This window comes from Streptomyces sp. NPDC051636, from assembly GCF_044453765.1.
Classification (GTDB): Bacteria; Actinomycetota; Actinomycetes; order Streptomycetales; family Streptomycetaceae; genus Streptomyces.
The window spans coordinates 357,035-378,461 of the sequence record NZ_JBITDA010000001.1; the positions used below are offsets into that span (position 1 = coordinate 357,035).

Genomic DNA, 21,427 nt, shown 5'->3' on the forward strand with positions numbered 1-21,427 from the left:
TCCTCACGGCGCCTCCCCGCCGGCCACCGCCGTCACGCCCCGGCGCTCCTGGTCCGCCTGGCGCCACAGGTGGGTCAGGGGGGCGCCGCGCGGGACGCTCACGGCGCTCCAGCCCGCCTCGCGGAGCATGCGCAGGCGCTCGCCGTGCCCGTCCGCCGGGCCGGGGACGTCGGTCGCCTCGCGCAGCCACGCGTCGCTGTCCAGCAGGAAGGCGATCGCGCCGCCGCTGCGCCGGCGCATCTTGGCGACCACCGTCGCCTGTTCCTCGTCGAGATCGCCCAGGAACGCCACCAGCAGCCCCTCGTTGCCGCCGCGCAGCACGTCGTACGGGTGCGACAGGCCCGTACCGTCCGAGTGGTCGATCACCGCGAGGGTGTCCATCATCATCCCGGCCGCGTCCGCCGTCTCCTGGCCGGCGCCGGCGAACCCGTCGGCCCCCTCGCCGGGCACCGCGTTGCCGGTGTCCGTCAACAGCCGCACGGAAAAGCCCCGTTCCAGCATGTGCACCAGCACAGAGGCCGCGCCCGACACCGCCCACTCGAAGGCCGAGTCCGGGCCCGCGCCCGCGTAGGCGATGCCCCGGGTGTCCAGCAGCACGGTGCAGCGCGAGCGCTGCGGCTGCTCCTCGCGGCGCACCATCAGCTCGCCGTAGCGCGCGGTGGAGCGCCAGTGCACGCGGCGCAGGTCGTCGCCGTAGCGGTACTCGCGCGGGATCACGTCGTCCTCGCCCGCCAGCGCCAGCGAACGCTGCCGCCCGTCGCCGTACCCCTTGGCCTCGCCGCTCAGCCGCACCGGTGACAGCGGCTCCACGCGCGGGATCACCGTCAGGGTGTCGTACGTCGAGAAGGAGCGGGTCAGTTCGCACATCCCGAAGGGGTCCGTGAGGCGCAGTTGCAGCGGGCCCAGCGGATAGCGGCCGCGCAGGTCCGAGCGGACCCGGTAGGACACCTCGCGCCGGCCGCCCGGCTCGACCCGGTTGAGGACGAAGCGGGGGCGCGGCCCGAGGACGTACGGCACCCGGTCCTGGAGCATCAGCAGGCCGGTGGGCAGCCGCGAGACGTTGTCCATCCGCAGATGGACGCGGGCCTCGCTGCCGGCGGGCACCCGCGAGGGGGAGAGCCGGCGGCTGCCGGCCACCCGGTAGCGCGTGCGGTACAGCACGCTCGCGCAGATCAGCGGCAGGACGGCCAGCAGCAGCCCCACCCGCAGCAGGTCGCTCTGGCCGAGGATGTACGCGCAGATCGCGGCGGCGATGCCGGCGGCCAGGAAGGACCGCCCGCGGGTGGTCAGCCCGGCCAGGGCCGTGCGGATGCCGCCCTGCTCCCCCCGGTCGGCCTCCGCCTGCCCGGTCCCCCCGGCGGCCATCACAGCCTCCGCGGCGGCTGTGAGGGATACGTCGGCACGCCCCGGCCCAGGCCGCCGAAGCCGCTCTGCTGCGGCGCCGCCGCGGGCACCGGCGTGTGCTGCAGGATCTCCCGCACGACCTGCTCCGACGTGCGCCGGTTGAGCTGGGCCTGCGCGGTCGGCAGCAGCCGGTGGGCCAGGACGGCCACGGCGAGGGCCTGCACGTCGTCCGGCAGCGCGTACTCCCGCCCGCTGAGCGCGGCCGACGCCTTCGCCGCGCGCAGCAGGTGCAGCGTCGCGCGCGGGGAGGCCCCGAGTCTGAGGTCGGGGTGGGTACGGGTGGCGGCGACCAGTTCCACCGCGTACCGCCGGACCGGCTCGGCGACGTGGACGCCGCGCACCGCGTCTATCAGCTTCACGATCTCGTGCGCGTGCGCCACCGGCTGGAGGTCCTCCAGGGGCGAGACCCCACCGTGCACGTCCAGCATCTGCAACTCGGCCTCGACACTGGGGTACCCGACCGAGACGCGGGCCATGAAGCGGTCGCGCTGGGCCTCGGGCAGCGGATAGGTGCCCTCCATCTCGACCGGGTTCTGCGTCGCCACCACCATGAAGGGGCTGGGCAGTTCGTAGGTCTGCCCGTCGATCGTGACCTGGCGCTCCTCCATCGACTCCAGCAGGGCGGACTGGGTCTTGGGCGAGGCGCGGTTGATCTCGTCGCCGATGACGATCTGCGCGAAGATGGCGCCCGGCTTGAACTCGAAGTCCCGGCGCTGCTGGTCCCAGATGGACACACCGGTGATGTCCGAGGGCAGCAGGTCGGGCGTGAACTGGATACGCCGCACCGAACAGTCGATGGACCGCGCCAGCGCCTTGGCGAGCATCGTCTTGCCCACCCCTGGGACGTCCTCGATCAGAAGATGTCCCTCGGCGAGCAGCACGGTCAGCGAAAGCTGTACGACCTCGGGCTTGCCCTCGATCACTCCTTCCACCGAACTGCGGACCCGCTCCACAGTGGCAGTCAGATCTGTAAGGCTCGCTCGATCGTCATAGGTCGTCACCCGGCCCTCCTCGGCCCGTTCTTTCCGCGGACCGACGCTCTGCGTACGCCACCGGCCCACCCCGAAACACGGACACCACGCGGGAATAGTTCCGCGTGACGTCACACCCGCATTCTTGCTGCCGTTACCGATTCGTGTCAGTCGCCTGTGGACAACTGCCCGCACTATGTCGGTCTTAGGGCCTTTTCACCGGGACTTTCGATGTGGGCGGCGGGATTTTTCGGGGTGGGCGGACCGGTCAGGCCGGGTCGACCTCGCGCAGCAGGCCCGTCTTGACGTCGAAGACGAAGCCGCGCACGTCGTCGGTGTGCAGCAGGAACGGCGAGGTGCGCACCCGCTGCATCGACTGCCGTACGTCCTGGTCGACGTCCCGGAAGGACTCCACCGCCCACGCAGGGCGCTGGCCGACCTCCATCTCCAGTTCGGTGCGGAAGTCCTCGGTGAGGGACTCCAGGCCACAGCCGGTGTGGTGGATGAGGACGATGCTGCGGGTGCCCAGCTTGCGCTGGCTGATGGTGAGGGAGCGGATGACGTCGTCGGTGACCACGCCGCCCGCGTTGCGGATGGTGTGACAGTCGCCGAGCTCGAGGCCGAGCGCGGCGTGCAGGTCGAGCCGGGCGTCCATACAGGCGACCACGGCGACGTGCAGGACGGGGCGGGCGTCCATGCCGGGGTCGGTGAACGCGGAGGCGTACCGCTTGTTGGCCTCGACGAGGCGATTGGTCACCGTGTCGCCGCTGGTTATGGCGTCTTCGGATCCAGTGGGAACTGCTGCGGAAGTCGTCATAGTCATGACGTTACTGGTCACGCGCGGTCCCGACCTGCTGTGAGAGGGGACAAAGAACGCCATGGTGGCTTGTTGTGAGCTAATCCACACGGTGGGCAAACCTGTGCCGGACGGGTGATTCCTTTCGAATTGCGCTCCCGTGTGGGATGCGGTAGGCGACGCGCAGGCCGGTTGATTGACCGCGAGACAGGGTGGACTAAAGTGACGCGAAGCGGGAGGCGACGCTCTCCCTGCTGGACTGAATTTCCCCGCGCGGCGCGTACGCACGGCCCGGCCTCCTCCCGCTCCCGGCCGGCTGACGCCTCCGGCGCCGGCAGGCCCCCCCTTCACGAGCGGGCGGGGACCCGGCGGTGCGTACGCCCGCGCCGCAGATGAGAGGCCCCCTTGAGCCCAAGTCGACACGTCCCCGTGATGCTCCAGCGGTGCCTGGACCTGCTGGCGCCCGCCCTGGAGCGGCCGGGAGCGGTGGTCGTCGACTGCACCCTCGGCCTCGGCGGCCACAGCGAGGCGCTGCTGACCCGGTTCCCCGAGGCCCGGCTCGTCGCCCTCGACCGCGACAAGGAGGCCCTGCGTCTGTCGGGCGAGCGGCTGGCGCCGTACCAGGACCGGGCGACCCTCGTCCACGCCGTGTACGACGAGCTGCCCGACGTGCTGGACCGGCTCGGCATCCCGCGCGTGCGGGGCGTGCTGTTCGACCTCGGTGTCTCCTCCATGCAGCTCGACGAGGCCGACCGCGGTTTCGCCTACGCCCAGGACGCCCCTCTGGACATGCGCATGGACCAGACGGCCGGCATGAGCGCCGCCGAGGTCCTCAACACCTACCCGGCCGGCGAACTCGTACGGATCCTGCGCGCGTACGGCGAGGAGAAGCAGGCCAAGCGGATCGTCGCCGCGATCGTCCGCGAGCGCGAGAAGGAGCCGTTCAGCACCAGCGCGCGGCTGGTGGAGCTGATCCGGGACGCGTTGCCGCAGGCCGCCAAGCGCACCGGCGGCAACCCGGCCAAGCGCACCTTCCAGGCCCTGCGTATCGAGGTCAACGGCGAACTCGCCGTACTGGAACGGGCGATCCCGGCCGCGGTGAAGGCCCTCGACGTGGGCGGGCGGATCGCCGTCCTGTCGTACCACTCGCTCGAGGACCGCCTGGTCAAGCAGGTGTTCGCGGCGGGCGCCGCCACCACCGCGCCGCCCGGCCTGCCGGTTGTCCCGGAGCGCTACCAGCCCCGGCTCAAGCTGCTCACGCGCGGTGCCGAACTTCCCACCGAGGAAGAAGTCGCCGAGAACCGCCGGGCCGCTCCGGCCCGGCTGCGCGGGGCTGAGCGCATCAGGGAGGACGTCGAGTGAGCGAGCTGGGTCGGTTGGGTTCCCGAACCCACCGGAGGGCAAGTGAGTAGGAAACCCGAACTGAGGGGGCGGGCGGCCCGGCTCGCGCGGCTCTTCCCGGCCGGGCCGGGACGGGCGGCGCGCACCCCGTTCGTACTCCTCGTCGTCCTGCTCCTCGGCGGCGGGCTCATCGGCCTGCTCGTACTGAACTCGGCGCTCAGCGAGGGGTCCTTCAAACTCGACGACCTGCAGAAGCAGACCAAGGAACTCACCGACCAGCAACAGGCCCTCCAGCGGGACATCGACGCCTACTCCGACCCCGCCGCGCTCCAGCGCCGGGCTCGGGAACTCGGCATGGTGCCCGGCGGCGACCCGGCCTTCCTCGGCCCCGACGGCACCGTCAAGGGCGTCCCCGGCCCGGCCGCCGCGGAGGAGTCCGCCGAACCGGCCGTCCCGCTCATGGCGCCCGGGACCGCCGGCTCTCCGGACCCGTCGGTGAGCACGGCCCCGGCGACAACGGAGAGCACCCTGCTGCCCACCCCTCCGGTGCCCGCCTCCCCGGCGCCCGTGACGCCCCCCGCGGTCCCCCAGCCCGCCACGACCACGACCCCCGGCAGGTGACGGAAGTGTCCGACAGGGAACCGCCGCGCCGCCGCGTCCCCGGCCCCGCCAAGCCGCCCAGCCCCCGTAAGGCCGGCGGTGGCGGCAGCGTCCGGCGGCCCGGACCCGGTGCCCGCCCGGCCCGCCGGCCGAGTCGGCCGCGTCCGCCGGCCGGGCGCACCATCCGGCTCGGCAGCCCGCGCCCCCGCCTGCGGATGGTGAGCCTCGCGCTGACCCTGGTGCTGATCGCCTTCGCCATCCGCCTGCTCCAGGTCCAGGCCGTCGACGCGAGCACGTACACCGCCAAGGCCGAGCAGAACCGCTATGTCGTCCACACGCTGGCCGCCGAGCGCGGCGGGATCACCGACCGCAACGGCGTGGCCCTCGCTGTCAGCGAGGACGCCTACGACATCACGGCCGACCCCACGATGTTCACCCGCAAGCAGCTCGGCATCGGCGACGGCCCGGAACAGGCGGCCGCCCTGCTCGCCCCGATCCTCGGCCAGCACCGGGCCGACCTGGTGAAGAAGCTGCGGCCCGCGAACAAGAACCTGCGCTATGTGAAGCTGGCGAGCCGCCGGACCCCGGAGGTCTGGAACCAGATCAAGGACCTGAGGACCGCGCTCACCAAGAAGGCGGGCACGGACCACTCAGCCGTCAACGTCCTCGCCGGCGTCTTCTCCGACCCCAGCAGCAAGCGCGTGTACCCCAACGGCGACCTCGCCGCCGGGATACTGGGCTGGGTCAACGCCGACGGCAAGGGCGGCGGCGGCATCGAGCAGGAGCTGAACAAGCAGCTGACCGGCAAGGACGGCAAGGTCCGCTACGCCCAGTCCGGCGGCCGCCAGGTGCCCACCGCGGGCTCCACCGAGACCCCCGCCGTGCCCGGCTCCGACGTCGAGCTCACCATCGACCGCGACATCCAGTGGGCCGCCCAGAACGCCATCACCGAGCAGGTGAAGAAGTCCCGGGCGGACCGCGGCTACGTGATCGTCCAGGACACCCGCACCGGCGAGATCCTGGCCATGGCCAACTCACCCGGCTTCGACCCCAACGACCTGGCGGGGGCCGACGGCGCGGCGATGGGCAACGCGGCCGTCCAGGACGCCTACGAGCCCGGCTCCACCGCCAAGGTCATGTCGATGGCGGCCGTCCTGGAGCAGAACGTCGCCACCCCCCTGACCCACGTCGTCGTACCCAACCGGCTGCACCGCGGCGACCGGCTCTTCCAGGACGACATCGACCACGCGACCTGGTACCTGACGCTCAACGGCGTGCTGGCCAAGTCCAGCAACATCGGCACCATCCTGGCCGCCGGCCAGCTCGGCAAGACGCAGCCGGAGGCCAACAAGGTGCTCTACTCCTACCTGCGCAAGTTCGGCCTCGGCAGCTCCACCGGGCTCGGCTTCCCCGGCGAGACCAAGGGCATCCTGGCGCCGGCCGGCAAGTGGTCGACATCGCAGCAGTACACGATTCCTTTCGGCCAGGGCATGTCCCTCAGTGCCATGCAGGCGGCCTCCGTCTACTCGACGATCGCCAACGGCGGCGTCCGCGTCCAGCCGACCCTGGTGCGCGGCGAGAAGGGCGCCGACGGCCGCTTCACCCCCGCGCCGAAGCCCAAGAAGACACGGGTGATCAGCGAGAAGACGGCCAGGACCCTCGCCCGGATGCTGGAGTCGGTGGTGGACGACGAGCAGGGCACCGGCATCAAGGCCCGCATTCCGGGGTACCGGGTGGCCGGCAAGACCGGCACGGCCAACCGTGTGGATCCGGCCACCGGCAAGTACCGCGGCTACACCTCGTCCTTCGCCGGATTCGCACCCGCGGACAACCCGCGCGTCACCGTCTACTGCGCGATCCAGAACGCCACGGAGGGCAGCTACTTCGGCGGCCAGATCTGCGGCCCGATCTACAAGCAGGTCATGGAGTTCGCGCTGAAGACCCTCCAGGTCCCGCCGACCGGCGCCAAGCCCGCGAACCTGCCCGTCGACTTCAAGCCCTGATCAGCACCTCGGCACAGACACCAGGAACGAGCTCGTGACAACGATCAACCCCGATCCCGGGAACCACGGCCGCCCCGGCCCCTCACTTCGCTCCGGAGCCGGTACGCCCGGTACGCTCACCGCCGTGCCACACGCTGATCAGTCCCAAATCACCCAGAAGGGCGCTTCCGTGACATATCCGGGGCCGCCGCGACCGGTTCAGGTCTCCGCCACACCCCTGGCGGAGCTCGCCGATCAGCTGGGTGCCGAACGACCGGAGAGCGTCGCGCAGGTCACGGGCATCACCCACGACTCGCGCGCCGTCCGCCCCGGCGACCTGTACGCCGCCCGCCCCGGCGAGCGCGTGCACGGCGCCGACTTCGTCACCCAGGCCGCCGGCCTCGGCGCGGTCGCCGTGCTGACCGACCCGGCCGGCGCCGAGCGCGCCGCGGCGACCGGCCTGCCGGTCCTGGTCGTGGACGACCCGCGCGCGTGCATGGGGGAGCTGGCGGCCACGATCTACGGCCACCCCGGCCGCGACCTGCTCCAGATCGGCATCACCGGTACCTCCGGCAAGACCACCACCGCCTACCTCGTCGAGGGCGGTCTGCGGACGGTGAGGTCCACCGGGCTGATCGGCACGGTCGAGATGCGCATCGGCGACGAACGCATCAAGTCCGAGCGCACCACCCCGGAAGCCACCGACCTGCAGGCCCTGTTCGCCGTCATGCGCGAGCGCGGCGTCGAGGCGGTCGCCATGGAGGTCTCCAGTCACGCCCTGGTCCTCGGCCGGGTCGACGGCTGCGTCTTCGACATCGCCGTCTTCACCAACCTCAGCCCGGAACACATGGAGTTCCACTCCGGCATGGAGGACTACTTCCGGGCCAAGGCGCAGCTGTTCACCCCGCAGCGCAGCAAACTCGCCGTGGTCAACACCGACGACGAGTACGGCCGCCGGCTCGCCCGGGAGGCGACCGTCCCGGTGGTCACCTACTCCGCCGAGGGCCACCCCGACGCCGACTGGCGTGCCGAGGACGTCCGGACGGGCCCCATGGACTCGAGGTTCACCGTGCTCGGCCCCCAGGGCGAGCGGATCGCCGCCAAGTCGCCGCTGCCGGGACCCTTCAACGTGGCGAACACCCTCGCCGCCATCGTCGCCCTCGCCGCCGCCGGCCTCGACCCGCAGGCCGCCGCCGACGGCATCGCCGCCGTACCGGGCGTGCCGGGCCGCCTGGAGCGGGTGGACGCCGGACAGCCCTACCTGGCGGTGGTCGACTACGCCCACAAGACCGACGCGGTCGAGTCCGTGCTCAAGGCCCTGCGCAAGGTCACCAAGGGCCGGCTGCACGTCGTCCTCGGCTGCGGCGGCGACCGCGACACCACCAAGCGCGCCCCGATGGGCGCCGCCGTGGCCCGGCTCGCCGACACGGCCGTACTGACCTCCGACAACCCCCGCTCCGAGGACCCCCTCGCGATCCTGGCGGCCATGCTCCAGGGCGCGGCCTCCGTGCCCGCGCACGAGCGCGGTGAGGTGCTCCTGTGCGAGGACCGGGCCGCCGCGATCGCCGCCGCAGTGGGGCGCGCGCGGCCCGGGGACGCCGTGCTGGTCGCGGGCAAGGGCCACGAGCAGGGCCAGGACATCGCCGGCGTGGTCCGTCCCTTCGACGACCGCCAAGTGCTTCGCGAAGCTATCCAGAAGACCCAGGGATGAACTTGTGATCGCCCTCTCCCTCGCCGAGATCGCAGCAGTCGTCGGCGGGCAGACCCACGACATACCGGATCCGTCCGTCCAGGTCACCGGACCCGTGGTCCGGGACTCCCGGGAGACGGTCCCGGGCAGCCTGTTCGTCGCCTTCGTCGGCGAGCGCGTCGACGGCCACGACTTCGCGGCGCGGGTCGTCGAGGCGGGCGCGGTCGCCGTCCTGGCGTCGCGCCCCGTCGGCGTGCCCGCGATCGTCGTCGAGGACGTGCAGACCGCCCTCGGCGCCCTCGCCCGGCACGTCGTACGACGCCTCGGCGCGACCCTCGTCGCCCTCACCGGCTCCGCGGGCAAGACCAGCACCAAGGACCTCATCGCCCAGGTGCTCCAGCGCAAGGCGCCGACCGTGTTCACGCCCGGCTCGCTCAACAACGAGATCGGGCTGCCGCTGACCGCCCTGTCCGCCACCGAGGAGACGAAGTTCCTCGTCCTGGAGATGGGCGCCCGCGGCATCGGCCACATCCGCTACCTCGCCGAGCTGACCCCGCCGAGGATCGGCCTGGTGCTGAACGTCGGCACCGCCCACATCGGCGAGTTCGGCGGCCGCGAGCAGATCGCCCAGGCGAAGGGCGAACTCGTGGAGGCCCTTCCCGAGGACGGTGCGGCGATCCTCAACGCCGACGACCCCTTGGTCCGGGCCATGGCCTCCCGTACCAAGGCGAAGGTGATCCTTTTCGGAGAGTCGGCCGAAGCGGACGTACGCGCCGAGAACGTGCGACTCACGGACAGCGGACAGCCCGCATTCAGGCTTCACACACCCTCCGGTGCAAGCGATGTGACCATGCGCCTGTACGGTGAGCATCACGTGTCGAACGCGCTCGCCGCGGCCGCCGTCGCCCATGAGCTGGGCATGTCCGCGGAAGAGATCGCCACCGCGCTCTCCGAGGCGGGCTCCCTCTCCCGCTGGCGGATGGAGGTCACCGAGCGCCCGGACGGCGTGACCGTCGTCAACGACGCCTACAACGCCAACCCGGAGTCCATGCGGGCCGCCCTGCGCGCACTGGCGGCCATGGGCCGGGGTCGGCGGACCTGGGCGGTGCTCGGCAAGATGGCCGAGCTCGGGGACGAGGCGCTCGCCGAGCACGACGCGGTCGGACGGCTCGCCGTCCGGCTCAACGTCAGCAAGCTCGTCGCGGTCGGGGGGATCGAAGCCTCCTGGCTGCAACTGGGCGCATATAACGAGGGTTCGTGGGGTGAGGAGTCGGTGCACGTGTCCGACGCACAGGCGGCGGTCGACCTGTTGCGCAGCGAGTTGCGCCCGGGGGACGTCGTGCTCGTGAAGGCGTCCCGTTCGGTGGGGCTGGAGAGCGTTGCCCAGGCGCTCATCGAGAGCGGTGCCGAGGGTGAGGTCGCCGCCCGATGATGAATCAGATCCTGTTCGCAGGTGTCATTGGCCTCTTCCTGACCCTGATCGGGACACCGCTGCTGATCAAGCTCCTGGCCCGCAAGGGCTACGGCCAGTACATCCGCGACGACGGCCCGCGCGAGCACGCCAGCAAGCGCGGTACACCCACCATGGGAGGTATCGCCTTCATCCTGGCGACGATCGTCGCCTACTTCCTGTCCAAGGTGATCACCGGCAAGCCGCCGACGTACTCCGGGCTGCTGGTCCTCGGTCTGATGTTCGGCATGGGCCTGGTCGGCTTCCTCGACGACTACATCAAGATCGTCAAGCGGCGTTCGCTGGGTCTGCGGGCCAAGGCGAAGATGGCGGGTCAGCTGATCGGCGGCATCGCCTTCGCCGTGCTCTCGCTGCAGTTCTCCGACGCCCGCGGAAACACCCCGGCGTCCACCAAGCTGTCGTTCATCACCGACTTCGGCTGGTCGATCGGCCCGGTGCTGTTCGTGGTCTGGGCGCTGTTCATGATCCTGGCGATGTCCAACGGCGTGAACCTGACCGACGGTCTCGACGGTCTCGCCACCGGCGCCTCCGTGCTCGTCTTCGGCGCGTACACGTTCATCGGGGTCTGGCAGTTCCAGGAGTCCTGTGCCAACGCGACGACGCTGACCAACCCGGGCGCCTGCTACGAGGTGCGCGACCCGCTCGACCTCGCCGTGGTCTCGTCCGCGCTGATGGGCGCCTGCCTGGGCTTCCTGTGGTGGAACACCTCGCCGGCGAAGATCTTCATGGGCGACACCGGATCCCTCGCCCTCGGCGGTGTCCTCGCGGGTCTGGCCATCTGCTCCCGCACGGAGCTGCTGCTGGCCATCCTGGGCGGCCTGTTCGTCCTCATCACCATGTCGGTCGTCATCCAGGTCGGCTCCTTCCGGCTCACCGGCAAGCGCGTCTTCCGGATGGCGCCACTCCAGCACCACTTCGAACTCAAGGGCTGGTCCGAAGTCCTTGTGGTGGTCCGATTCTGGATCATCCAGGGCATCTGTGTGATCGTCGGACTGGGCCTCTTCTACGCGGGATGGGCAGCGGACAAATGACCGACTGGCAGGGAAAGAACGTCACCGTCGCCGGACTCGGCGTCTCCGGCGTCCCGGCGGCCAAGGTGCTGCACGGGCTCGGAGCGAAGGTCACCGTCGTCAACGACGGCGACGACGAACGCGCGCGGGCCCAGGCCGCGGAGCTGGAGGCGCTCGGTGTCACCGTGCGCCTCGGTGACGGCGACACCCTGCCCGAGGGCACCGAGCTGATCGTCACCGCGCCCGGCTGGAAGCCCGGCAAGCCCCTGTTCGCCGCCGCCGAGCAGGCCGGCGTCCCCGTCTGGGGCGACGTCGAACTCGCCTGGCGGCTGCGGGGTCCCGACGCGGCCCCCTGGCTCGCGGTCACCGGCACCAACGGCAAGACCACCACCGTCCAGATGCTCGCCTCCATCCTCAAGGCGGCGGGCCTGCGCACGGCGGCCGTCGGCAACATCGGCGTCTCACTCCTGGACGCCGTGCTCGGCGAGGAGCGGTACGACGTCCTCGCCGTGGAGCTGTCCAGCTACCAGCTGCACTGGGCGCCCTCCCTGCGCGCGCACTCGGCCGCGGTGCTGAACATCGCCCCCGACCACCTCGACTGGCACGGCTCCATGGAGGCCTACGCCGCCGACAAGGGCCGTATCTACGAGGGCAACCGGGTCGCCTGCGTCTACAACGTCGCCGACAGGCTCACCGAGGAGCTCGTGCGCGAGGCGGACGTCGAGGAGGGCTGCCGGGCCGTCGGTTTCACCCTCGGCACCCCGGCGCCCTCCCAACTCGGCGTGGTGGACGGCATCCTGGTCGACCGGGCCTTCGTCGAGAACCGGCAGAAGAACGCCCAGGAGCTCGCCGAGGTCTCCGACGTCAACCCGCCGGCCCCGCACAACATCGCCAACGCCCTTGCCGCGGCGGCCCTCGCGCGCGCCTTCGGGGTGCCTCCGCGGGCGGTGCGGGACGGCCTGCGGGCGTTCACCCCGGACGCCCACCGCATCGCGAAGGTCGCGGACCTGGACGGCGTGGCGTACGTAGACGACTCGAAGGCCACCAACACCCACGCGGCAGAGGCCTCGTTGGGGGCATATGAGTCGATCGTATGGATTGCGGGTGGTCTGGCGAAGGGTGCCTCCTTCGGCGAACTGGTCGCCAAGTCGGCGAAGCGACTTCGCGGTGCCGTCCTCATCGGCGCCGACCGCGCGCTGATCCGCGACGCCCTCGCGCGACACGCGCCGGAAGTACCCGTCGTCGACCTCGAGCGGACCGACACTGGGGCGATGCTCCAGGCGGTGACGGAAGCCAAGCGGCTCGCGCAGCCCGGCGACACGGTGCTGCTGGCCCCGGCCTGCGCCTCCATGGACATGTTCACCAACTACAACCAGCGCGGTGACGCGTTCGCGGAGGCGGTTCGCGAACTCGGCGCGGGCGCCTGACGGCGGGTCCCGTCCACAGCGGGTGCTTCGGGACCCTTGGAGGGACGTGTGACTCGGATGTGGCACAGGTCGCGAGGAGCCGGTGATGTCCGGTAGCCGCACAGGCCGTCCCCCGGTTCCGCGGTCCGCCGGCCGGCCCCCGGTCCTGCGGCCACCGCGCGACAACCCCGTACGACAGCTCGTCACGCGCGCGCGGAAGGCCTGGGACCGGCCGCTGACCGCGTACTACCTGATCCTCGGCGGCAGCCTGCTGATCACCGTGCTGGGTCTGGTGATGGTCTACTCGGCCTCCCAGATCACCGCGCTGCAGCTGTCGCTGCCGGGGTCGTACTTCTTCCGCAAGCAGTTCCTGGCCGCGCTCATCGGCGGCGGGCTGCTGTTCGCCGCCTCCCGGATGCCGGTGAAGCTGCACCGCGCGCTGGCCTACCCGATCCTCGCCGGCGCCGTCTTCCTGATGGTCCTGGTGCAGGTGCCGGGGATAGGGATGGCGGTCAACGGCAACCAGAACTGGATCTCGCTGGGCGGCTCCTTCCAGATCCAGCCCAGCGAGTTCGGCAAGCTGTCGCTGGTGCTGTGGGGCGCCGACCTGCTCGCCCGCAAGCACGACCGGAAGCTGCTGACCCAGTGGAAGCACATGCTGGTGCCGCTGGTGCCGGTCGCCTTCCTGCTGCTCGGGCTGATCATGCTCGGCGGCGACATGGGCACCGCGATCATCCTCACCGCGATCCTGTTCGGGCTGCTGTGGCTGGCGGGCGCGCCGACCCGGCTGTTCGTCGGTGTGCTGTCGGTGGCCGGCCTGATCGGTGTGATTCTGATCAAGACCAGCCCCAACCGCATGGCCCGCCTGGCCTGCATCGGCGCCACCGAGCCCCGCTCCGGGGCCGCCGACTGCTGGCAGGCCGTGCACGGGATCTACGCCCTCGCCTCCGGCGGACTCTTCGGCTCCGGGCTGGGCGCCAGTGTGGAAAAATGGGGACAACTCCCCGAAGCCCACACCGACTTCATCTTCGCCGTCACCGGTGAGGAACTGGGCCTGGCGGGGACGCTGTCGGTACTCGCCCTCTTCGCGGCTCTAGGCTATGCGGGTATCCGCGTGGCCGGACGCACGGAGGAGCCCTTCGTGAGGTATGCCGCGGGAGGCGTGACCACCTGGATCACCGCCCAGGCGGTGATCAACATCGGTGCGGTGCTCGGTCTGCTGCCGATCGCCGGCGTGCCCCTCCCGCTGTTCTCCTACGGAGGATCCGCCCTGCTGCCGACCATGTTCGCCATCGGGTTGCTGATCGCCTTCGCGCGCGACGAGCCCGCTGCGCGGGCGGCGCTTGCGATGCGGCAACCCCGCTTTGGTAGAAAGCGGGGGGCTGGGGGTCCTCCGGGACCCCGGAGATGGAACACGATGCGACGGCGTGCCTCGGCGGCGCGCTCGTCCGGAGAGCGGTGAATTTCGGTGCATGTCGTACTCGCCGGTGGGGGGACCGCCGGCCACATCGAGCCCGCGCTCGCCCTCGCGGACGCCCTGCGCAGGCAGGACCCGACCGTGGGGATCACGGCCCTGGGCACGGAGCGCGGCCTGGAGACCCGGCTCGTCCCGGAGCGCGGCTACGAACTCGCGCTGATCCCGGCGGTGCCGCTGCCCCGCAAGCCCACCCCCGAGCTGATCACCGTCCCGGGCCGGCTGCGCGGCACGATCAAGGCCGCCGAGCAGGTCCTGGAGCGCACCAAGGCGGACGCCGTGGTCGGCTTCGGCGGGTACGTCGCCCTGCCCGGCTATCTGGCCGCCAAGCGCCTCGGCGTGCCCATCGTGATCCACGAGGCGAACGCCCGCCCCGGCCTGGCCAACAAGATCGGCTCTCGCTACGCCGCCCAGGTCGCCGTCTCCACGCCGGACAGCAAGCTCAGGAACGCCCGCTACATCGGCATCCCGCTGCGCCGCTCCATCGCCACCCTGGACCGCGCCGCCGCCCGCCCCGAGGCCCGCGCGCGCTTCGGCCTCGACCCGAACCTGCCCACGCTGCTCGTCTCGGGCGGCTCGCAGGGCGCCCGCCGTCTCAACGAGGTGGTCCAGCAGGTCGCCCCCTGGCTCCAGCAGGCCGGGATCCAGATCCTGCACGCGGTCGGCCCGAAGAACGAACTGCCGCAGGTGCACCAGATGCCGGGAATGCCCCCTTACATCCCGGTAAGTTATCTGGACCGGATGGACCTCGCGTACGCCGCGGCCGACATGATGCTCTGCCGCGCGGGCGCGATGACCGTCGCCGAACTCTCCGCCGTCGGGCTTCCGGCCGCCTACGTCCCGCTGCCCATCGGCAACGGCGAACAGCGGCTCAACGCCCAGCCGGTGGTCAAGGCGGGCGGCGGACTCCTCGTCGACGACGCGGAACTCACGCCGGAGTGGGTGCAGCAGAACGTCCTGCCCGTGCTCGCCGACCCGCACCGGCTGTACGAGATGTCCCGTGCCGCCGGCGAGTTCGGCCGCCGGGACGCCGACGACCTGCTCGTCGGCATGGTGTACGAGGCGATCGCCTCGCGCCGATAGGACGATATGCACGGAGGGTAGTGAGCGTGGCCGGACCGACGACCGCAGAGCGCGGTGACCGTCAGCAGGAGTCGTCCGGCCCGCCGCCCGGCAGGCGGTGGGGAAAACTCCGCTTTCCGCGCCTTCGTGTGATCGTCATTCTGGTGGCCGTCCTTGTGCTCCTCGGCGCCGGCTCGGTCTGGCTGCTGTTCGGCTCCCAGTGGCTCCGGGTGGAGCGGGTCTCGGTCTCCGGGACCGTCGTCCTGACCCCCGCGCAGGTGCGCCAGGCCGCCCGCGTACCGGTCGGCAAGCCGCTGATTTCCGTCGACACGGATGCCATCGAGGCCAGACTGCGCCGGAAACTGCCCCGAATTGACGCGGTTGACGTCGTCCGTTCCTGGCCGCACGGAATCGGGCTGAAAGTGACCGAGCGTGTCCCCGTGCTCCTCGTCGAAAAGGGCGGAAACTTCGTCGAAGTGGACGATGGCGGTGTCCGTTTCGCCACGGTTTCGCAGGCTCCGAAAGGCGTTCCGACCCTGGAATTGGATGTTTCCCGTTCCGGTTCCGCCGCCGCGAGCCTGCGCCGCTTCGGCGAGGACCGTCTGGTGCGGGAGGCGGTACGGGTCGCCGGTGACATTCCGGCCACCGTCGCGCGGGACACGCGGGTCGTCAAGGTCCGTTCCTACGACGACATCTCGCTGGAGTTGAGCGGCGGGCGCACAGTGGAGTGGGGCAGCGGCGACAATGGCCGCGCCAAGGCCCGTAGCCTCAACGCTCTCATGAAAGCTGCGGCAGGTGCACGGCACTTCGACGTCAGCGTCCCCACCGCCCCTGCGTCATCAGGGAGTTGACGCACATCAGCGCAGGCCAGCACCCTGGTTGGGCACTGCTATGGCTGATCACATAGGGTGAAAAGAAAAACGGGAGGTTCGGCGTGTTCGTTGAACGTGCGCCACTTGTCGACTTAGTGTCCTGTTCAGAAGACTCCAAGGAACAGACATACTGGTAACCCTAAACTTCAGCGTTAGGGTTCGGGTCGGCGCTACGGACCGTCCCATTCGGCATCCGTCGTCGGATCGCGGAGCGCAGTGCTTCGGTGGTCGGGCGACACGTAACTCGAGGCGAGAGGCCTTCGACGTGGCAGCACCGCAGAACTACCTCGCAGTCATCAAAGTCATCGGTGTCGGCGGCGGTGGTGTCAATGCCATCAACCGGATGATCGAGGTCGGTCTCAAGGGCGTCGAGTTCATCGCCATCAACACCGACGCACAGGCGCTGTTGATGAGCGACGCCGACGTCAAGCTCGACGTCGGCCGCGAACTCACCCGCGGACTCGGCGCCGGAGCCAACCCGGCCGTCGGCCGCAAGGCCGCCGAGGATCACCGCGAGGAGATCGAGGAGGTCCTCAAGGGGGCCGACATGGTCTTCGTGACGGCCGGTGAAGGCGGCGGCACCGGCACCGGCGGCGCGCCCGTCGTGGCCAACATCGCGCGCTCCCTGGGCGCCCTCACCATCGGCGTGGTCACCCGCCCGTTCACCTTCGAGGGGCGGCGCCGGGCCAACCAGGCCGAGGACGGCATCGCCGAGCTCCGCGAAGAGGTCGACACCCTCATCGTCATCCCCAACGACCGGCTGCTGTCCATCTCGGACCGCCAGGTCTCGGTCCTGGACGCCTTCAAGTCCGCCGACCAGGTCCTGCTCTCCGGTGTGCAGGGCATCACCGACCTCATCACCACGCCCGGCCTGATCAACCTCGACTTCGCCGACGTCAAGTCGGTCATGTCCGAGGCGGGTTCGGCCCTCATGGGCATCGGCTCGGCCCGCGGCGACGACCGCGCGGTGGCCGCCGCCGAGATGGCGATCTCCTCGCCGCTGCTGGAGGCCTCCATCGACGGCGCCCGCGGTGTGCTGCTGTCCATCTCCGGCGGCTCCGACCTCGGCCTGTTCGAGATCAATGAGGCCGCCCAGCTGGTCAGCGAGGCCGCCCACCCCGAGGCCAACATCATCTTCGGCGCGGTGATCGACGACGCGCTCGGCGACGAGGTCCGGGTCACGGTCATCGCGGCCGGCTTCGACGGGGGCCAGCCGCCCGCCCGCCGGGACACCGTCCTCGGCTCGTCCTCCGCCTCCGCGCGGCGCGAGGAGCCGGCCCCGGTACGGCAGCCGGAGAGCCGCCCTTCCTTCGGCTCGCTCGGCAGCGTCACGCCCAAGGAGGAGCCGGAGCCCGCCGCTCCGGAGCCGGTCGCCGAGATCCCGGCCGCCGCCCCGCCGGTCCCGCCGTCGCGGACCTACTCGGACAGCGCGGCCGAGGAACTGGACGTACCGGACTTCCTCAAGTGATGCTCCTGACGTGATAGGACAGCGCGACATCGTGAACGGCGCGCACTTCGCCTTCACCGACCGGTGGGGCGGGGTGAGCGCCGTTCCGTACGAGGAGCTCAACCTCGGCGGCGCGGTCGGCGACGACCCCGACGCCGTACGGACCAACCGCGAGCTGGCCGCGAAGTCCCTGGGCCTGGAGCCGGCCGACGTGGTCTGGATGAACCAGGTGCACGGGGCGGACGTGGCCGTGGTCGACGGGCCCTGGGACAGGGGGGTCCCCCCGATCGGGCGAAGCCGGGAGTGGGGGAGCCCGGTGCCCGCGGTCGACGCGATCGTCACGGCGCGGCGGGGACTCGCCCTCGCCGTGCTCACCGCCGACTGCACGCCGGTGCTGCTCGCCGACCCGGTCGCCCGGATCGCCGGCGCGGCCCACGCGGGCCGGCCCGGCATGGTCGCCGGGGTCGTCCCCGCCGCCGTGCGGGCCATGGTGGAACTCGGCGCCGAGCCGGGCCGGATCGTCGCCCGCACCGGGCCGGCCGTCTGCGGCCGGTGCTACGAGGTGCCGGAGGCGATGCGCGCCGAGGTGGCCGCCACTGAGCCGGCGGCGTACGCCGAGACGAGTTGGGGCACACCGGCGGTCGACGTGAGCGCCGGAGTGCACGCGCAGCTCCAGCGCCTGGGTGTGCGCGACCGGGAGCAGTCGCCGGTGTGCACGCTCGAATCGCGCGATCACTACTCGTACCGCCGCGACCGCATCACCGGTCGGCTCGCGGGCTATGTCTGGCTGGACTGATGGCACATGACGGACCGTAAGGGTGAACTCTCAACAAACCTGGCGAAAGTGGAGGAGCGCATCACCGCGGCCTGTGTGGCCGTCGGGCGCAAGCGGGAGGAGGTGACCCTGATCGTGGTCACCAAGACCCACCCGGCGAGCGACGTGCGGATCCTGTCGGAACTGGGTGTGCGCCACGTCGCCGAGAACCGTGACCAGGACGCGGCCCCCAAGGCCGCCGCCTGCTCGGATCTGCCCCTTTCCTGGCATTTCGTGGGTCAGTTGCAGACCAATAAGGTGCGTTCCGTGGTCGGTTACGCGGACTTCGTGCAGTCCGTCGACCGTGCCAAGCTCGTCACGACGCTGTCGAAGGAGGCCGTGCGGGCCGGGCGCGAGGTCGGGTGCCTCATCCAGGTCGCGCTCGACGCGGGGGAGAGCGCGAGAGGCGAGCGGGGTGGCGTTGCGCCCGGCGGAATCGAAGAGTTGGCCGACCTCGTCGCCGGTGCTCCGGGGCTGCGGCTGGACGGGCTGATGACCGTCGCACCGCTCACCGGGGAGTACGCGGGGCGTCAACGGGCCGCCTTCGAGCGGTTGATGGATTTGTCGACTGACCTGCGCCGAGCCCATCCGGCTGCGAACATGGTGTCCGCAGGGATGAGCGCGGACCTCGAGGACGCCGTGGCGGCCGGAGCGACACATGTGCGCATCGGCACTGCGGTGCTCGGAGTCCGCCCCAGGCTCGGGTAACGTCGCCAGGAAGTCGGACCACAGCAGAAAATATGGTCAATGTCGCCGAAAGGCGGGCAGAGCGACCTCGTGGATCGCGGGCACTTGGCAGTCGTCAGCCGATCCACCACAGAGCGGAGGACTCAGAGCATGGCCGGCGCGATGCGCAAGATGGCGGTCTACCTCGGCCTCGTGGAGGACGATGGGTACGACGGCCGCGGTTTCGACCCCGACGACGACTTCGAGCCCGAACTGGACCCGGAGCCCGAGAGGGACCACCGGCGGCACGAGCCGTCACACCAGTCGCATCAGTCCCAAAGGGACGAATCGGTACGAGTCGTGCAGCCTCCCGCGCCGCGTGACCCGATCCCCCATGCCGCTTCGCTCCCCGCGGAATCGGGACGCCCGGCGCGGATCGCGCCCGTGGCATCCATCACACAAGAACGTCAGCCCCTGGAGAAGAACGCACCGGTGATCATGCCCAAGGTCGTGTCGGAACGAGAGCCTTACCGGATCACCACGCTTCATCCCCGGACCTACAACGAGGCCCGTACCATCGGGGAACACTTCCGTGAAGGCACCCCGGTGATCATGAATCTGACTGAGATGGACGACACAGACGCGAAGCGACTTGTCGACTTTGCGGCCGGTTTGGTGTTTGGTCTTCATGGCAGCATCGAGCGGGTGACGCAGAAGGTGTTCCTGTTGTCTCCTGCTAACGTCGATGTCACGGCGGAGGACAAGGCCCGCATCGCAGAGGGCGGGTTCTTCAACCAGAGCTGAGAAGTACGACCGGAACGAAGCACGGAGCAGGGGAGAGGGAAGCACAGACCATGAGCGTGTTTGCGCAGGTGATCTACATCGCGCTGATGGTGTTCCTCATCGTGCTCATCTTCCGGCTGGTCATGGACTACGTCTTCCAGTTCGCCCGCTCGTGGCAACCCGGCAAGGCCATGGTGGTCGTACTGGAGGCCACCTACACTGTCACCGATCCACCGCTGAAGCTTCTGCGGCGGTTCATCCCGCCGCTGCGTCTCGGGGGCGTGGCGCTCGACCTGTCCTTCTTCGTACTGATGATCATCGTCTACATCCTCATCTCCGTCGTGGGAAGCCTCGCGGGGTGAGTTGTGGACGATACGGTCTTGCCGACTGCCGATGACTACGTTGAGGTGAAGAGATGCCGTTGACCCCCGAGGACGTGCGGAACAAGCAGTTCACGACCGTCCGCCTCCGAGAAGGCTATGACGAGGACGAGGTCGATGCCTTCCTCGACGAGGTCGAAGCCGAACTGACCCGTCTGCTCCGTGAGAACGAGGACCTGCGCGCCAAGCTGGCCGCCGCCACGCGCGCGGCCGCGCAGAACCAGCAGAACATGCGCAAGCCCCCGGAGCAGGACCAGCAGCAGGGCGGTATGCAGCAGGGCGGTATGCAGCAGGGCGGTATGCCGCAGCAGGGCATGCGAGGGCCCGGCGCTCCGGTGCCCGCCGGCATATCGGGCCCGCCGCAGCAGCAGATGGGCGGCCCCATGGGAGGCCCGCCCCAGCTGCCGAGCGGTGCCCCGCAGCTGCCGGCCGGCCCTGGTGGTCAGGGTGGTCCGCAGGGTCCCGGCCCGATGGGTCAGGGCCCCATGGGCCAGGGTCCGATGGGTGGTCAGCCCCCCATGCAGCAGCAGATGGGCGGTCCGATGGGCGGCCCCATGGGCGGTCCGATGGGCGGCCCCGGTCAGGGCCCCGGTGGCGACAGCGCCGCCCGAGTCCTCTCGCTGGCCCAGCAGACCGCCGACCAGGCGATCGCCGAGGCCCGCTCCGAGGCCAACAAGATCGTCGGCGAGGCCCGCAGCCGCGCCGAGGGTCTCGAGCGTGACGCCCGCGCCAAGGCCGACGCGCTCGAGCGGGACGCGCAGGAGAAGCACCGCGTCGCCATGGGCTCCCTGGAGTCCGCGCGCGCCACGCTGGAGCGGAAGGTCGAGGACCTGCGCGGCTTCGAGCGCGAGTACCGTACGCGCCTGAAGTCGTACCTCGAGTCCCAGCTGCGTCAGCTGGAGACCCAGGCCGACGACTCCCTGGCCCCGCCGCGCACTCCGGCCACGGCCTCCCTCCCGCCGTCCCCGGCGCCCTCCATGGCCCCGGCCGGCGCGAGCGCCCCGTCCTACGGCGGCAACCAGGGCATGAACGGTGGGCCGAGCCCCGCCGGTCCGTCCTACGGCGGCCAGCAGCAGATGACCCCGGCGATGACCCAGCCGATGGCCCCGGTCCGCCCGCAGGGTCCGTCCCCGATGGGCCAGGCTCCCTCGCCGATGCGCGGGTTCCTGATCGACGAGGACGACAACTGACGGCCGGCACGGTCAGTAGTACGCCGTAGGCGTCGGCAGCGTTCACAGGGCGGAGCCCCGGATGCGAC

At 70.8% G+C, this 21,427-nt stretch carries 19 protein-coding genes; 16 read left to right on the plus strand and 3 right to left on the minus strand.

Annotation, left to right across the window (positions count from 1 at the left end; genetic code table 11):
- Nucleotides 1-3: 3 nt before the first annotated feature.
- The 3 genes from ACIBBH_RS01705 to ACIBBH_RS01715 all read right to left on the minus strand — a co-directional run bounded on the left by ACIBBH_RS01705 (nucleotide 4) and on the right by ACIBBH_RS01715 (nucleotide 3,255).
- Nucleotides 4-1,365 carry a DUF58 domain-containing protein gene (locus ACIBBH_RS01705; RefSeq protein ID WP_399400835.1) on the minus strand — a complete coding sequence of 454 codons (1,362 nt, stop codon included), beginning with the start codon at nucleotides 1,363-1,365 and terminating at the stop codon, nucleotides 4-6.
- A complete protein-coding gene (locus ACIBBH_RS01710) occupies nucleotides 1,365-2,405 on the minus strand; it encodes an AAA family ATPase (RefSeq protein ID WP_399400837.1) in 1,041 nt (346 codons plus the stop codon). Before ACIBBH_RS01710 ends, ACIBBH_RS01705 begins: the two co-directional genes overlap by 1 nt.
- Nucleotides 2,406-2,643: 238 nt before the next feature.
- A complete protein-coding gene (locus ACIBBH_RS01715) occupies nucleotides 2,644-3,255 on the minus strand; it encodes a beta-class carbonic anhydrase (RefSeq protein WP_399400838.1) in 612 nt (203 codons plus the stop codon).
- A gap of 321 nt (nucleotides 3,256-3,576) precedes the next feature.
- Here ACIBBH_RS01715 and rsmH point away from each other — a divergent pair, with 321 nt between their 5' ends.
- The 16 genes from rsmH (at nucleotide 3,577) to ACIBBH_RS01795 (ending at nucleotide 21,359) form a co-directional block, all read left to right on the plus strand.
- A complete protein-coding gene (rsmH, locus tag ACIBBH_RS01720) occupies nucleotides 3,577-4,533 on the plus strand; it encodes a 16S rRNA (cytosine(1402)-N(4))-methyltransferase RsmH (RefSeq protein ID WP_399400840.1) in 957 nt (318 codons plus the stop codon).
- A gap of 42 nt (nucleotides 4,534-4,575) precedes the next feature.
- Nucleotides 4,576-5,133, plus strand: coding sequence for a septum formation initiator family protein (locus ACIBBH_RS01725; protein ID WP_399400842.1), 558 nt, complete (start codon nucleotides 4,576-4,578; stop codon nucleotides 5,131-5,133).
- A gap of 5 nt (nucleotides 5,134-5,138) precedes the next feature.
- Complete coding sequence (locus ACIBBH_RS01730) at nucleotides 5,139-7,115, plus strand: peptidoglycan D,D-transpeptidase FtsI family protein (protein WP_399400844.1); 1,977 nt, start codon at nucleotides 5,139-5,141, stop codon at nucleotides 7,113-7,115.
- 169 nt (nucleotides 7,116-7,284) lie between these two features.
- Entirely contained in the window at nucleotides 7,285-8,805 is a 1,521-nt protein-coding gene (locus ACIBBH_RS01735) for a UDP-N-acetylmuramoyl-L-alanyl-D-glutamate--2,6-diaminopimelate ligase (protein ID WP_399400846.1), read from the plus strand.
- A 4-nt stretch (nucleotides 8,806-8,809) separates the two neighbouring features.
- Nucleotides 8,810-10,216, plus strand: coding sequence for a UDP-N-acetylmuramoyl-tripeptide--D-alanyl-D-alanine ligase (gene murF / locus ACIBBH_RS01740; protein WP_399400848.1), 1,407 nt, complete (start codon nucleotides 8,810-8,812; stop codon nucleotides 10,214-10,216).
- On the plus strand, nucleotides 10,213-11,286 hold the full coding sequence (gene mraY, locus ACIBBH_RS01745) for a phospho-N-acetylmuramoyl-pentapeptide-transferase (RefSeq protein ID WP_399400850.1): 1,074 nt from the start codon (nucleotides 10,213-10,215) through the stop codon (nucleotides 11,284-11,286). The genes murF and mraY overlap by 4 nt, the downstream gene beginning before the upstream one ends.
- Nucleotides 11,283-12,692: a UDP-N-acetylmuramoyl-L-alanine--D-glutamate ligase gene (murD, locus tag ACIBBH_RS01750; RefSeq protein WP_399400852.1), complete on the plus strand. Its 1,410-nt coding sequence runs from the start codon at nucleotides 11,283-11,285 to the stop codon at nucleotides 12,690-12,692. Before mraY ends, murD begins: the two co-directional genes overlap by 4 nt.
- Before the next feature lie 85 nt (nucleotides 12,693-12,777).
- Entirely contained in the window at nucleotides 12,778-14,133 is a 1,356-nt protein-coding gene (gene ftsW, locus ACIBBH_RS01755) for a putative lipid II flippase FtsW (RefSeq protein ID WP_399400854.1), read from the plus strand.
- Between the two features lie 6 nt (nucleotides 14,134-14,139).
- Nucleotides 14,140-15,228 carry an undecaprenyldiphospho-muramoylpentapeptide beta-N-acetylglucosaminyltransferase gene (murG, locus tag ACIBBH_RS01760; protein WP_399400856.1) on the plus strand — a complete coding sequence of 363 codons (1,089 nt, stop codon included), beginning with the start codon at nucleotides 14,140-14,142 and terminating at the stop codon, nucleotides 15,226-15,228.
- Nucleotides 15,229-15,254: 26 nt separating this feature from the next.
- The gene (locus ACIBBH_RS01765; RefSeq protein ID WP_399400858.1) at nucleotides 15,255-16,058 is read left to right on the plus strand and encodes a cell division protein FtsQ/DivIB; all 804 of its coding nucleotides are present in this window, start codon (nucleotides 15,255-15,257) and stop codon (nucleotides 16,056-16,058) included.
- Between the two features lie 286 nt (nucleotides 16,059-16,344).
- Nucleotides 16,345-17,547, plus strand: coding sequence for a cell division protein FtsZ (ftsZ, locus tag ACIBBH_RS01770; protein WP_399400860.1), 1,203 nt, complete (start codon nucleotides 16,345-16,347; stop codon nucleotides 17,545-17,547).
- 10 nt (nucleotides 17,548-17,557) lie between these two features.
- Complete coding sequence (gene pgeF, locus ACIBBH_RS01775; protein WP_399400862.1) at nucleotides 17,558-18,322, plus strand: peptidoglycan editing factor PgeF; 765 nt, start codon at nucleotides 17,558-17,560, stop codon at nucleotides 18,320-18,322.
- A gap of 6 nt (nucleotides 18,323-18,328) precedes the next feature.
- Nucleotides 18,329-19,048 (plus strand): YggS family pyridoxal phosphate-dependent enzyme, encoded by a 720-nt coding sequence (locus tag ACIBBH_RS01780; protein WP_399400864.1) that lies wholly within the window; start codon nucleotides 18,329-18,331, stop codon nucleotides 19,046-19,048.
- A gap of 129 nt (nucleotides 19,049-19,177) precedes the next feature.
- Nucleotides 19,178-19,810 carry a cell division protein SepF gene (locus tag ACIBBH_RS01785; protein ID WP_399400866.1) on the plus strand — a complete coding sequence of 211 codons (633 nt, stop codon included), beginning with the start codon at nucleotides 19,178-19,180 and terminating at the stop codon, nucleotides 19,808-19,810.
- A 50-nt stretch (nucleotides 19,811-19,860) separates the two neighbouring features.
- Nucleotides 19,861-20,151 carry a YggT family protein gene (locus tag ACIBBH_RS01790; protein WP_399400868.1) on the plus strand — a complete coding sequence of 97 codons (291 nt, stop codon included), beginning with the start codon at nucleotides 19,861-19,863 and terminating at the stop codon, nucleotides 20,149-20,151.
- A 53-nt stretch (nucleotides 20,152-20,204) separates the two neighbouring features.
- Entirely contained in the window at nucleotides 20,205-21,359 is a 1,155-nt protein-coding gene (locus ACIBBH_RS01795) for a DivIVA domain-containing protein (RefSeq protein WP_399400870.1), read from the plus strand.
- The last annotated feature ends 68 nt before the right edge of the window (nucleotides 21,360-21,427 follow it).

Bases quoted from the DNA above. Each gene is read 5' to 3' on its own strand.
- ACIBBH_RS01705 (WP_399400835.1), bottom strand. From the start codon at position 1,365: ATGGCCGCCGGGGGGACCGGGCAGGCGGAGGCCGACCGGGGGGAGCAG.
- ACIBBH_RS01780 (WP_399400864.1), top strand. From the start codon at position 18,329: ATGACGGACCGTAAGGGTGAACTCTCAACAAACCTGGCGAAAGTGGAG.
- mraY (WP_399400850.1), top strand. From the start codon at position 10,213: ATGATGAATCAGATCCTGTTCGCAGGTGTCATTGGCCTCTTCCTGACC.
- ACIBBH_RS01790 (WP_399400868.1), top strand. From the start codon at position 19,861: ATGAGCGTGTTTGCGCAGGTGATCTACATCGCGCTGATGGTGTTCCTC.
- murD (WP_399400852.1), top strand. From the start codon at position 11,283: ATGACCGACTGGCAGGGAAAGAACGTCACCGTCGCCGGACTCGGCGTC.
- ftsW (WP_399400854.1), top strand. From the start codon at position 12,778: ATGTCCGGTAGCCGCACAGGCCGTCCCCCGGTTCCGCGGTCCGCCGGC.
- ACIBBH_RS01795 (WP_399400870.1), top strand. From the start codon at position 20,205: ATGCCGTTGACCCCCGAGGACGTGCGGAACAAGCAGTTCACGACCGTC.
- ACIBBH_RS01785 (WP_399400866.1), top strand. From the start codon at position 19,178: ATGGCCGGCGCGATGCGCAAGATGGCGGTCTACCTCGGCCTCGTGGAG.
- ACIBBH_RS01715 (WP_399400838.1), bottom strand. From the start codon at position 3,255: ATGGCGTTCTTTGTCCCCTCTCACAGCAGGTCGGGACCGCGCGTGACC.